The organism is Amycolatopsis thermalba, assembly GCF_003385215.1.
Taxonomy (GTDB): domain Bacteria; phylum Actinomycetota; class Actinomycetes; order Mycobacteriales; family Pseudonocardiaceae; genus Amycolatopsis_E; species Amycolatopsis_E thermalba.
Genome location: NZ_PQHW01000005.1, coordinates 78,727 through 90,681, shown reverse-complemented (window position 1 = coordinate 90,681; position 11,955 = coordinate 78,727). Strand labels below are relative to the sequence as shown.

Annotated in this window: 12 protein-coding genes; 3 read left to right on the top strand and 9 right to left on the bottom strand. The window is 73.4% G+C overall.

Going from position 1 to position 11,955, the window contains the following annotated elements:
- Nucleotides 1–25 precede the first annotated feature (25 nt).
- The 5 genes from D0D15_RS03845 to D0D15_RS03825 form a co-directional block, all read right to left on the bottom strand.
- Nucleotides 26–1,246, bottom strand: coding sequence for a YncE family protein (locus D0D15_RS03845; protein WP_094005088.1), 1,221 nt, complete (start codon nucleotides 1,244–1,246; stop codon nucleotides 26–28).
- A gap of 96 nt (nucleotides 1,247–1,342) precedes the next feature.
- Entirely contained in the window at nucleotides 1,343–2,185 is an 843-nt protein-coding gene (locus D0D15_RS03840) for a phosphatidylinositol-specific phospholipase C/glycerophosphodiester phosphodiesterase family protein (RefSeq protein ID WP_094005089.1), read from the bottom strand.
- Between the two features lie 13 nt (nucleotides 2,186–2,198).
- Nucleotides 2,199–3,788: an alkaline phosphatase D family protein gene (locus tag D0D15_RS03835; RefSeq protein ID WP_198958198.1), complete on the bottom strand. Its 1,590-nt coding sequence runs from the start codon at nucleotides 3,786–3,788 to the stop codon at nucleotides 2,199–2,201.
- A gap of 498 nt (nucleotides 3,789–4,286) precedes the next feature.
- The gene (locus tag D0D15_RS03830; protein WP_094005090.1) at nucleotides 4,287–5,924 is read right to left on the bottom strand and encodes an ABC-F family ATP-binding cassette domain-containing protein; all 1,638 of its coding nucleotides are present in this window, start codon (nucleotides 5,922–5,924) and stop codon (nucleotides 4,287–4,289) included.
- Between the two features lie 81 nt (nucleotides 5,925–6,005).
- On the bottom strand, nucleotides 6,006–6,380 hold the full coding sequence (locus D0D15_RS03825; RefSeq protein ID WP_143266182.1) for a hypothetical protein: 375 nt from the start codon (nucleotides 6,378–6,380) through the stop codon (nucleotides 6,006–6,008).
- Between the two features lie 15 nt (nucleotides 6,381–6,395).
- Here D0D15_RS03825 and D0D15_RS03820 point away from each other — a divergent pair, with 15 nt between their 5' ends.
- Nucleotides 6,396–6,617: a hypothetical protein gene (locus D0D15_RS03820; RefSeq protein ID WP_094005092.1), complete on the top strand. Its 222-nt coding sequence runs from the start codon at nucleotides 6,396–6,398 to the stop codon at nucleotides 6,615–6,617.
- Nucleotides 6,618–6,780: 163 nt separating this feature from the next.
- Nucleotides 6,781–7,113, top strand: a complete 333-nt coding sequence (locus tag D0D15_RS03815) for a hypothetical protein (protein WP_143266183.1) — start codon at nucleotides 6,781–6,783, stop codon at nucleotides 7,111–7,113.
- Between the two features lie 78 nt (nucleotides 7,114–7,191).
- Here D0D15_RS03815 and D0D15_RS03810 read toward each other — a convergent pair whose 3' ends face one another.
- On the bottom strand, nucleotides 7,192–7,776 hold the full coding sequence (locus tag D0D15_RS03810; protein WP_094005094.1) for a TetR/AcrR family transcriptional regulator: 585 nt from the start codon (nucleotides 7,774–7,776) through the stop codon (nucleotides 7,192–7,194).
- A gap of 88 nt (nucleotides 7,777–7,864) precedes the next feature.
- On the opposite strand from D0D15_RS03810, the gene D0D15_RS03805 reads away from it, so the two are divergent.
- Nucleotides 7,865–9,067, top strand: a complete 1,203-nt coding sequence (locus tag D0D15_RS03805) for a cytochrome P450 (protein ID WP_094005095.1) — start codon at nucleotides 7,865–7,867, stop codon at nucleotides 9,065–9,067.
- Between the two features lie 318 nt (nucleotides 9,068–9,385).
- Here D0D15_RS03805 and D0D15_RS03800 read toward each other — a convergent pair whose 3' ends face one another.
- The 3 genes from D0D15_RS03800 to D0D15_RS03790 all read right to left on the bottom strand — a co-directional run bounded on the left by D0D15_RS03800 (nucleotide 9,386) and on the right by D0D15_RS03790 (nucleotide 11,921).
- Complete coding sequence (locus tag D0D15_RS03800; protein ID WP_115944241.1) at nucleotides 9,386–10,195, bottom strand: alpha/beta hydrolase family protein; 810 nt, start codon at nucleotides 10,193–10,195, stop codon at nucleotides 9,386–9,388.
- Nucleotides 10,196–10,374: 179 nt separating this feature from the next.
- Nucleotides 10,375–11,415 carry an LLM class flavin-dependent oxidoreductase gene (locus tag D0D15_RS03795; RefSeq protein WP_094005097.1) on the bottom strand — a complete coding sequence of 347 codons (1,041 nt, stop codon included), beginning with the start codon at nucleotides 11,413–11,415 and terminating at the stop codon, nucleotides 10,375–10,377.
- Nucleotides 11,415–11,921 (bottom strand): SRPBCC family protein, encoded by a 507-nt coding sequence (locus D0D15_RS03790; protein ID WP_094005098.1) that lies wholly within the window; start codon nucleotides 11,919–11,921, stop codon nucleotides 11,415–11,417. Before D0D15_RS03790 ends, D0D15_RS03795 begins: the two co-directional genes overlap by 1 nt.
- Nucleotides 11,922–11,955: the final 34 nt, after the last annotated feature.

Here is an 11,955-nt window from a genome sequence, read left to right as displayed (position 1 = left end):
ACCGGCGGCGAGACGCCCGCACCGATCACCGGCCCGGCCAGTTCGCGGGAAGGCGCGCCAGCCGCACCCGCTGCGGGTGATCGCCCACCGGAACCGAGGTGATCTTCCGCCCGGTCGCGAAGTCGATCGCGGTCACCTGGTCCGTCCCGCTCTCCGAGATCACGCACGCGGCGCCGTCCCCGCTGACCGTGGCCCAGTACGGCTTGCTCGCCGTCACCAGCGGGCCCTCCCGCAGCGTCGCGCGGTCGACGATCGTCGCGTAGTCGTCCATCGTGCCGGCCACGCAGAGCTTCGTGCCCGCGGGGTTCATCGACAGGCCGTGGTGGCGCGAGTCGTTGACGAAGGTCGTGCGGTCGTCGCTCGTCGCCGGGTTCTCCGGCAGCGTCTTCATGCGCGTGATCCGGTCACCGCGCACGTCGTACTCGAAGAACCCGTTGAAGAACGAAACCTGGAAGTACAAAGTGGACTCGTCCGGGCTGAACGCGACCGGCCGCACCGCGTCCGAGTGGTCGGCACGGCCGAACGCGTCCAGCCGCGGCCGCATGTCGATGATCCGCACCTGCCGGAAGGTCGCGGCGTCGACCACGGTGATGCGGCGGTCGCCCTTCAGCGGGTCGAGGATCGGCGCGTCGAGGTCGTTGTTGACCTCCCCGATGGACATGTTCCACAGGTACCGCCCGTCCGCCGAGAACACGTTTTCGTGCGGCTTGTCCCCGGTGGCGAACGACCCGAGTTCGGCGCCGGTGCGGATGTCGAGCACGTGCACCCGGTTGCTGGTGGACGCCGACACCGCCACGCGCAGCCCGTCCGGCGAGACCGCCATGTGGTCGGCCCGGAAACCGGAGACGGGGAAGCGCCAGTTGATCGCCCCGGTGCCGGCGTCGATCGAGACGACGTCGGCGAAACTGGGGCGGGACACCACGATCGCCGAGCCGTCGGGCGTGGCGTACATGTCGTCGGCGAACTGGTCGTGCCCCTCCCCGACGGTGTGCCGGATGCCCAGGAAGAACGCGAGCCGGACCGGGTCGAGGTGGATCTCGCGGAGCCGCTCGTCCCGGTCCGGGATGACGTCGATGCGGCCGATGCGGTGGAAGTCCCCGGTGGCGGCGAGGACGTCGGCCGTGCCCTCCCAGTTGTTGCCGACGAGCAGGACCTCCCGCAGCGCGGGCGCCGCGGTCGCGGCCGGCGGCCCGGTGAGGAGACCGGCCAGCAGGACGGCGCCGAGCAGGAAGGCGGGAGCGCGCATGGTCTTCCTCCGTGGGAAGCGGCTACCTACTGGAGAGTAGCCATCCCCGGCGTGCGGCTCAAGAGCGCTACCCGCCGCGTGCCCCTCGGCGCGCGATCACGCCGCCCGGCGCTCGGCCGGGTCGTGGGTCAGCAGGAAGTCCCGCAGGCCGGCCAGGTCGTCGGTGTTGATGTGGTCCACCCCGGCGGCCAGCAGTTCCCGCCACACGGCCTCCCGCGCGGCGCCCGGGGTGTCGGGGGTGGCCCAGAACCGGACCCGGTACCCGGCGGCGTGCGCCTGCGCGACGATGCCCTGCAGCTTGGCGCGCTCGGCCGCCGGCATCGGGCCCACGCCCCGCCACGTGAAGGCGTTGGCCCAGTTGTCGCTCACCAGCGGCATGAACGTGGCCGGCGTCCCGGTGCCGAGGTCGCCCAAGCGCCCGTCGTAACCCGCGAAACGGGTGCGCTGCGCCAGCATTTCCGCGCGTGGCCGGTTGCCGCTGATGACCACTTCGACGGCGCCGTCGTGCTCGCGCCCGCCGGTCCACCGGGTGAGCATGAACCGGAACTCACGCAGCGCCGCGTCCACCGCCTGGTAGGCCGACGGGCCGTCGCTCTTGATGTCGATCAGCAGCTGGAACGACTCGCGCCACCGCGGGTACACCCGGCCGCCGTGGGCGCGCACCCGCTCGGCCAGCGGTTCGAGGTACAGGCTGGTCAGGGTCCGGCCGGGCCGGGCGTCGACCAGGTCGTGCGCCACCCGCAGCTCGCCGTCCACCAGCCACACGTCCGCCTCGACGGAGGTGAACCCGTGGCCGAGGGCGTCGGCCAGCGGGCGGTCGTGCTCGTAGTCGTTGTGGGCGTGGGCGTGCTCGAGCGGCTGCACCCGCGACGCCGCCGCGGCCGGCAGCGCGCCACCGGCCACCACCAGGGCGAAGATCAGCACCAGCAGTCGTTTCATCGGTTTCCTTCCCTCAGACCCGGACCGCGCCGGGACGGCCGTCCTCGACCACGAACGAGGCCACGGTGGATTCCGGCGCGTCGGCGCGGCTCACCGTGGAGACCATCCGCAGGTCGCTGCGGAACTCCTTCTTGCCGACCCGGCAGCGCACGTAGCCGCGGCGGTCGCCGTCGAAGAACTTGATGTGCGGGTTGTACTGGATCATCGGCCCGTAGTACGGCCCGTACACCGCACCGTCCCCATTGGACGAGATCGAGGTGCCGACGATCTCGGTGCCGATCACCGGCGAGCCTGGACGGTCGAAGTCGGCGTGGATGTCGTTGACGAACGTGGAGTGCCAGTCGCCCGTGACGACGACCGGGTTGCGCACGTCGTGCTGCTGCCACGCGTCGGTCAGGCGCTTGCGGGCGGCGGGGAAGCCGTCCCACGCGTCGTGCCACAGCCGGGAGCCGCCGGGGCCGTCGTGGTCGAGGCGGGCGAGCATGACGTTGTTGCCCAGGATGTTCCAGCGCGCGCGGGACGCGGCGAAACCCTCGTAGAGCCACCGTTCCTGGGTCGCGCCGAGCATGGTGACCGACGGGTCGTAGGCGGCCGGGCACGCGTCGGCCTCGCCCCAGCCGCACGGCGGGACGTCGCGGTACTGCCTGCCGTCGAGCATGTCGATCTGCGCGAGCCCGCCCCAGTGCAGGCGGCGGTAGATCCGCGGGCCGCCCGCCGACGCCGGGTTCGCGGGCGGGCGCACCGGCTGGTGTTCGTACCAGGCCTGGTAGGCGGCGGCGCGCAGGGCGGCGATGTCGCCGGCGTGTTCCTGCCGGGTGCTGGCGTAGTCGTTCTTGACCTCGTGGTCGTCCCACACCACCAGCCACGGGAAGCGCGCGTGCGCGAGCTGCAGGTCGGGGTCGCTCTTGTAGAGCGCGTACTGCATGCGCCAGCGCTCCAGGTCCTGCGGCACGGTGCGCAGCACGTCCGGGGTGGTCACCTTGCGGTAGCCGCCGTCGGCCGGGATGCCGCCCTCGTACACGTAGTCGCCGAGGTGCAGGACGAGGTCGAGGTCCTCCTGCGCCATGTGGCGGTAGGAGGGGTAGTAGCCGCTGTCCCACGACTGGCAGGAGGCGAACGCGAAGCCGAGCGTGCCGCCTGGGGAGCCCGGCGCGGGGGTGGTGCGGGTGCGGCCGACCGGGGAGATGTCGTGGCGGTAGCGGAACCGGTAGAAGTACTCGCGGTCGGGCGCGAGGCCGCGTGCCTCGACGTGCACCGAGTGGGCCAGCTGCGGCAGCGCCCAGGTGCTCCCCCGCGCGGCGACGCGGGTGAACCGCTCGTCGGCGGCGACCTCCCAGTCGACCGGCGCGGCCTTGGGCGGCATGCCACCGCCCGGCGTGAACGGCTCCGGCACCAGCCGCGTCCACAGCACGGCGCCGGTCGGGGCCGGTTCCCCGCTGGCGACGCCCAGTTTGAAGGGGTACTCGCCACCGCCCGGCCGGGGCGCGGCGGCCGCGGGGCCGACGGGCAGCTGGGACAGCGCGGCAGCCCCGGCGACGGCGGACACGGAAGCCAGGAACCGGCGGCGGTGGAACTCACCTGATGGAGTGATCGGCACGGACACTGTCTAACCGCCGCCGGTGGAGCGGGCCGGTCATCCGGATGAACAGAGCGCGAAGCGGATGTTTCAGCCCGCGATGCGCCTCGGGCGCGGCGGGCGCGCGGCGGGCCGTGGGTGTGAGGCGGGCTCGCCCGGCTACCGGGCCCGGCCGGCCAGTGCGCCGACCAGGCGGCGGGCCGTGGGCGCCGCAACGCCCGAGCCCAGCGGGCGCAGCCCTCGACGACCGGGCCAGCCTCCAGTCACCGGCCTGCACCTGCCCCGAGCAGGCGAGCCCCGCACCCGGCCGCCACGCCCGAGCCCGATCGGCGCGGATCTCGGCGACCGTGCCGTCCTCCACCCGCCGCGCACACCTGCCCCGAGCACACGGCCAACCGCGCGGGACCAGCCCGCGCCAGATGCGACCGAGACCAGGTGGCACCTCGGCGGCCTCGCCCTCCACCCGGCCGCCGACGTGCACCTGCCCCGGGCGCGCGCCGGGTCCTCAGCCCGAGCCCGACCGGCTCAGAGCTCCGTCACCTTGCCCTCCGTGACCTCCAGCCGCCGGGTCACGGAGACCGCCTCCAGCATGCGCCGGTCGTGCGTCACCAGCAGCAGGGTGCCCGGGTAACCGTCCAATGCGGACTCCAGCTGCTCGATCGCCGGGAGGTCGAGGTGGTTGGTCGGCTCGTCGAGCACCAGCAGGTTCACCCCGCGCGCCTGCAGCAACGCCAGCGCCGCCCGCGTCCGCTCGCCCGGGGACAGCGTCGCCGCGGGCCGGAGCACGTGCGCCGCCGCCAGGCCGAACTTCGCCAGCAGCGTCCGGACGTCGGCGTCGGCCAGCTCCGGGACCTCCCGCGCGAACGCCTCGGCCAGCGGCAGGTCGCCGAGGAACAGCCGCCGCGCCTGGTCGACCTCGCCGACCTGCACCCCGGACCCCAGCGACGCCACCCCGGTGTCCAGCTCGACGCGGCCGAGCAGCGCCGCCAGCAGCGTCGACTTCCCGGCCCCGTTCGCCCCGGTGATCGCCACCCGGTCGGCCCAGTCGATCTGCAGGTCGACCGGCCCGAGCGTGAACCCGCCGCGCCGCACCACGGCTCCCCGCAGCGCCGCCACGACCGCGCCCGCCCGCGGCGCCGCGGCGATCTCCATCCGCAGCTCCCACTCCTTGCGCGGCTCCTCGACGGCCTCCAGCCGCTCGATCATCCGGTCGGTCTGGCGAGCCTTCGCGGCCTGCTTCTCGGTGGACTCGGCGCGGAACTTGCGGCCGGCCTTGTCGTTGTCCCCGGCCTTGCGCCGCGCGTTGCGGACGCCCTTCTCCATCCACGCCCGCTGCGTGCGCGCCCGCGTCTCCAGCGCCGCGCGCGTCGCCGCGTACTCCTCGTAGTTCTCCCGCGCGTGCCGCCGCGCCACGGCGCGCTCCTCCAGGTACGACTCGTACCCGCCGCCGTAGAGCCGCACCTGCTGTTGCGGCAGGTCCAGCTCCAGCACCTGGTCGACGGTCCGGGCGAGGAACTCCCGGTCGTGGCTGACCAGCACGGTCGCCGCGCGCAGCCCGGTGACGAACCGCTCCAGCCGGGCCAGGCCGTCCAGGTCGAGGTCGTTGGTGGGCTCGTCGAGGAGGAACACGTCGTAGCGGCTGAGCAGCAGCGAGGCCAGCCCGGCGCGGGCGGCCTGCCCGCCGGACAGCGACGTCATCGGCTGGTCGAGGCCGACCGAGAGCCCCAGGTCCACGGCGACCTCCTCGGCCCGGTGGTCGAGGTCCGCGCCGCCCAGGACCAGCCACCGGTCGAGCGCGGCGGCGTAGCGGTCGTCGGCCCCGTCGGCGCCCGCGGTCAGGGCCTCGGTCGCCGCGTCCAGCTCGGCCTGCGCGGCGGCGACGGAGGTGCGCCGGGCGAGGAACTCGCGCACCGACTCCCCCGGCCTGCGCTCCGGTTCCTGGGGCAGGTAGCCGACGGTCGCGCCCGGCGGGGTGAGCCGGACCTCGCCGGCCTCGGGCTTGTCCACCCCGGCGAGGATCCGCAGCAGCGTGGACTTGCCGGCCCCGTTGACGCCGACCAGCCCCACGACCTCCCCCGGCGCGACGACCAGGTCGAGGCCGGCGAAAAGGGTGCGGTGCCCGTGTGCCGCGGTCAGGTCCTTCGCCTGGAGGGTCGCACTCACCCGGCCACCTTAACCGCGGTCGCGGTGTCGCCACGCCGCGGCAGGCCCACGACCGGTGCCACCGGGGCGTTGCTCAGCCGTTCAGGCGCGCCTGGATCGGCCCGGCGGGCGCGGCCACGCCGGAGGGCTCCGCCGGGGCGGACCGCGGGTGGAACTCCCCGGGGTCGCCGAGCCCGGTCGGCATCGGCGGGATTCGGGGGATCGCCTGCGCGCCTGCTCGAGCCGGGGGACCACGTTGGCCCGGATCGCGGCGGCGGTCTGGCCGACGAGGTCGGCGGACTTGGCGAGGAAGGTGTCGGCCACGGAAGCGTAGGAGACGCCGTCGAGCGCGACCGCCTGTTTGCCGGCCTCGTCGCCGGCCGCGAGCACGGCCGTGGCGAACGCCGGCAGCGCCGCGCCGCCCGTGGCCACCGTGACGACCGCGCCGGTGATCGCGGTGAGCACTCCGAGGGGCAACGGGACAGCCTGCTCGTGCTCGCCCAGGTGCTCGTCGCCTACTCCACCATCATCGAAGAGGCGCGGCGCGGCCTCGTGGATCTGATGACCGCGTGCGCCGACGGCTTCGCGCAGGTGAGCAAGCAGGTGGAGGCGGCCGGTCTGAGCGTGGGGATCACCGAGCACCTGCGCCATCCCGGACTGGAACGCCTCCATGCCGTCGTCGGCGGAGTCCAGACCCCGCCGACGATGTCGTAGACCGCGGCGATCGTGTCCAGGTCCTGCCCGGACAGCGCGGCGGCCGGATCGAAGAAGGTGTAGAAGTCGTAGCCCTCCAGCGGTTTGGTGGCGATGGCCCAGCCGGGAAGCCAGTCCGGCGCGGCGTCCGCGACGACCGGGCCAGGCTGTGCAACCGCTCCCCGTGCTGCTCTTCCGCGCCCTGGTAGCGCGCGACGACCTGCCGCAGGCTCTCGCGGAACATCTCCAGCGTCTGGACCGGATCGCGCTGCGCCCGCCCGGACTCGGCCGCGACCTGCTCGTAGTGGGCACCCGCGATCCGGCACACCGTGTCGAGTGCCGGCCCGGACAGGGCACCCAGGCCCGTCAGGTGGTTCCGGTCGAGCTGGGCGAACTGCTCCAGCCGCGCGATCAGCTCCCGCGCGAGGCCGATCGCCGGTTCGACGACCTGGCCGATCCCCGATTCGAGCGCGCCGGGATCTACCTCGTATCCACCCATTTCACGCTCCCCCAGTGAAAACGGTGAACGAGCATCATGACCGCGAAACACCCACGGCGCCACACTCCGCCGCCGAAGTCCACAGTGGACCGTGAGTCAGCGGCCGGCCGATCCCGCCGCCACCAGGTGCGGCCAGATCTCCGCCGCGATGCCCTCCGCTGTGCCGGGGCAGCCCCGGCGCAGCCAGTCCATCACCGTCCCCAGCAGCGCGTCCGCCAGCAGCGCCGCGGCCGGGTCGTGCGGGATCTCCGCCGGGTCGTCGGCGTGGGTGGGCGCTCCGGTGCCGGTCAGGTGCACGTGGATCGCGATGGCGAGGCGGTGGTGCAGGTGGTTGATCACCCGGGCGCTGCCGGCGAGCAACGCGCCGTACAGCCGGGCGTGCGCGGCGACGTGCTCGAAGATCCGCGCCAGCGCCGCGATCGGCGCGGGGTCCTCGTTCGGCAGCAGCACGTGCGCCGCGGCGACCAGCTCGTCGAACATGTCCGTGCACGCGGCGGCCGCCAGGTCGTGCACGTCGGCGTAGTGCTCGTAGAACGTGGAACGGTTCACGTCCGCGCGTTTGGTCAGGTCGGACACCGAGATCTGGGTGAGGTCGCGCTCGGCGATCAGCTCCAGCAGCGCGGCCTCGAGCGCGGAGCGTGACCGGCGGCTGCGGCGATCGGGTACTTGCGGCGCGGACACCGGATCAGTCTCATTGACTCCAACAGGTGTTGGAAAAACACCACATGTCGGAATATTTCGGGCGAAGTTGACTGCCGAGGAGTTGGTGATGACCACCGCGGAGCCCCGGAACTACCCGTTCAGCACGCCGGAACGGCTGGAGGTGGAGCCGATGTTCGCCGAGCTGCGTGCGAACCAGCCGCTGAGCCGGGTCCGGCTGCCCTACGGCGAGCCGGGCTGGCTCGCCACCCGTTACGAGGACGTGAAGGTCGTCCTCGGCGACCCGCGGTTCAGCCGCGCGGCGAGCCTGGAGCACGACGAGCCGCGGATGCGGCCGCAACCCTCGCTGCCCGGCAGCATCCTGAGCATGGATCCGCCGGACCACAGCCGCCTGCGCCGCCTGGTCACGAAGGCGTTCACGGTGCGGCGCATCGAGCAGCTGCGGCCGCGGGTGCGGCAGATCGCCGACGAGCTGGTCGACGGGATGCTGGCCGCCGGCCCGCCCGCCGATCTGGTGGAGGCGTTCGCGCTGCCCGTGCCGGTGACCGTGATCTGCGAGCTGCTGGGCGTCCCGTACGCGGACCGCGGGGATTTCCGGTACTGGTCGGACGCGTTCCTGTCCACGACGAGGTTCCCGCCGGAGGAGGTGGCCGACTGCGCGGGGAAGATGCACGCCTACCTGGAGGGCCTGATCGCCCAGCGCCGCGCCGAGCCGCGCGACGATCTGCTCAGCGGCCTGGTCGCCGCGCGGGACAACGAGGATCGCCTGTCCGAAGAGGAACTGGTCCGGCTCGCGATGGCGCTGCTGATCGCCGGGCACGAGACGACCGCGTCGCAGATCCCCAACTTCGTCTACACGCTGCTGACGCACCCGGACCAGCTCGCGATGCTGCGCGCGGACCTGAGCCTGGTGCCGAAGGCGGTCGAGGAGCTGATGCGGTTCGTGCCGCTGGGGATCGGCGCGGGCATCGCCCGGTACGCGACGGAGGACATCGAGCTGGGTGGGGTGCTGGTGCGCGCCGGGGAGGCCGTGCTGCCCGCGCTGGCGTCGGCGAACCGGGACGAAAGCGTTTTCCCCGATGCGGACGTGCTCGATCTGCGCCGGGAGGACACCTCGCACATCGGCTTCGGGCACGGGGTGCACCATTGCCTGGGCGCGCCACTGGCGCGGATGGAGCTGCAGGTCGCGCTGGACACGCTGCTGCGCCGGCTGCCGGACCTGCGCCTCGCCGACGGCGAGTCCGGAGTGGACTGGAAGGAGGGCCTGTCGACCCGCGGCCCGGAGCGGCTGCTGGTGACCTGGGAGCAGTGATCGCCGGACGGTGCGCCTGGGGCGCCCGCTGGCGGGGTGCTCCGGAGCGAGCCAGCGCCGGGGTGCACGCTGCTCGCCTGCCGGGCGGCCCGCGCCGCGGGCCCGAACCGCGCGCTGCTCACCTGCCGCCGCCGGTCGGGGGCGCCCGTTTCGGCCCCACGACGTGGGCAGCCGAGGTGCGGGATGCCGGCCCCGCCGTTGCTCCTGGGGGCCGGCGCCTTCCGGACCACCGTCTTCCGGGCCGGCGCCTTCCGGGCCGGCGGGAACCGTGCTTCATGGGTGGTGCGTTGCTCGGCCGGGATCCCGTCGGGCGGCTTTTCAGTTCGTGAGCTGCCGGGAGAACCACCTCGTCAGGATCTCGTCCACCGACTCGGCCGTGGGTAGCTGCGGTGCCGGGTCCAGGCCCGGTTCCTCGGCCAGCGGGTGCGCCAGCTCCGGCACCGTGACCAGCTCGGCCCCACCAGAGTGGGCGCGCAGCTCCCCGACCAGCGCGGTGGCGTCCGCGCGCAGGACGGGGTGGTCCCGCTCCCCGCTGACGACCAGCAGCGGCAAGTCGGCCGTGATCTCTCCGGCGCGGGCGACGAAGTCGAACTCCTCCGCCACCCGGTGCGCCTCCTCGGTCCAGTGGTACGGGTGTCCGGCGAGCCCGTCGGTCAGCGGGACCACCGATCGCAGCCGCACCGCGGGGTTGACGAGCGCCGCCGCGCGGACCGGGACCGCTTGCGTGGCAAGCACGTTCAGCGCCACCGCCCCACCCAGTGAGGCGCCGAGCACGCTCACCGGACCGTCGTCGACCGGCAACTGACGGCGCAGCGCCTCCAACGCGGCCGGGAACTCCTCGGCCGCCTGCCGGGCGAACGGCGCCAGGAACGCCAGCAACGCATCCCGCCGGGCGAGTTCGACGACCGCGTCGACCCGGCCGTCGACCATCCGCGCGCCGCACATCGGCATGCCCAGGTGCACCCGCCACGCCGGCACCCCGCGCATCGGCAGCGCGGCCGCGAACGCCGCGTCCGTGCGGGGCGCGTCGAGCATGTGCCAGGTGACGATCAACGGCGCGGGACCGTCGACGGCCGGCGGCAACGCCGTGTACGGGACCCCAGCGGCACTTCCGGTCAGAGTTTCCATGACCACCCCCAACGTCCACCCTAGACACCGGGGCGACGATGGGGAAAGCCCTTTCGCTGCAAGCGAAACCTCACACCGAACGCACCAGCTCGATCGCCTCTGCCAGAGAAGCTAGACCAACAGCGACCGGGCGACAGCAAGGCCGAGCCAACAAAAGCCCTTTCGCTGCAAGCGAAACCTCACACCGAACGCACCAGCTCGATCGCCCGGGCCAGGGTTGCCAGGCGCGCCTCCAGGGTGTCCCCCGCCGGGTACAGGCGCACCGTGTCCACGCCCGCGTCCCGCCAGACACGCAACCGGTCGCGCACCATCGGTTCGGTGCCGATGAGCGTCGTGCCGAGGACCATCTCGTCGGTCACCAGTGCGGCCGCCCCGTCGCGGTCCCCGGCCTGCCACCGCTGCCGCACCTCGGCCGCCACCTCGGCCCAGCCCTGCCTGCTGTAGGCCCGGTTGTAGAAGTTGGCCGACGCCGAACCCATCCCACCCAGGCTGAACGCCAGCTCCTTCTTCCGGCCGGCCACCATCGCCCGCAGCGCGTCCTCGTCCGGCGCGAACGCCACCTCCGCGCCCTGGCACACGTCCAGATCCGCGCGGGTGCGCCCGCTCCGCGCCAGCCCCTCGTCCAGGTGCGCGAAATACGCCTCACCCGCACCCTCGGGCACGAAACTGGTGCCCAGCCACCCGTCGGCGATCTCGCCGGTCAGCCGCAGCATCGCCGGGGACAGGGTCGCCAGGTAGACCGGGATCTCGTGCTCGGCGCGCATCGACAGCCGCATCGGCACCGCCTCCCCGCCCGGCAGCGGAATCCGGAACTCCGTGCCGGAGTAGGAGATCTTGCCGCCCTCGATCACCCGGCACACGATCTCCACGGTCTCCCGCACCCGGGCCAGCGGCCGCGCGAACGGCACCCCGTGCAGGCCCTCGATCACCTGCGGCCCGGACGCGCCCAGCCCCAGCACGAACCGTCCACCGGACAGATTGGACAGTGTGATCGCGCTCTGCGCCACCGCCACCGGCGTCCGGGTGCCGACCTGCATGACGCCGGACCCGAGCAGCATCCGTTCGGTGCGCGCGGCGAAGTAGCCGAGCGCGGACGGGCCGTCGGAGCCCCACGCCTCGGCGACCCAGCAGATGTCGAGGCCGAGTTTCTCCGCCTCCACCACGAAATCCGCGACCTCGCCGAAGCCGCTCGACGCTTCGACGGTCGTCGCGGTGCGCATCAGGCCTCCGCCCGCTTCTTCAGGCACTCCAGCGTCGCGGTCATGTTGCGCTCGAACTCGCGCAGCCGCACGAAGACGATCTTCTGTTCCTTGTCCGGCATCCGGTCGATCGCCACGGACAACCCGGACCGCCCCGGCCCCAGGCGCATCCACTGCGACAGCTCCGTGCCGCCGTCCCGCGGTTCCACCCGGAACCGCCAGGTCGCGCTGGGCTCGTCCGGGTCCCCGACCGCCCAGGCGAACACCCGGCCCGGCTCGAATTCGACGATCTCCGACGTGGTCACCCACTCCCCGAACGCCTCGTGCTTGCTGCGCCCGACGAACCGGGCGCCGGGCGCGGGGCCGGTGGCGCCGTCGAGCCAGTCGACGGACTGCAACTCGTCGCTCATCTCCGGCATCAGCCCGATGTCGGAGACCAGCGCCCACACCCGCTCGGGCGGCGCGTCGATCCAGGTGCGCACCTCCACCGTCGGCGTGTCCGCGTAGCGCGCGCCCGTCCACTCCATCGCGGCCGTCCTCCTCGTCGCGGGGTCCGGCCAC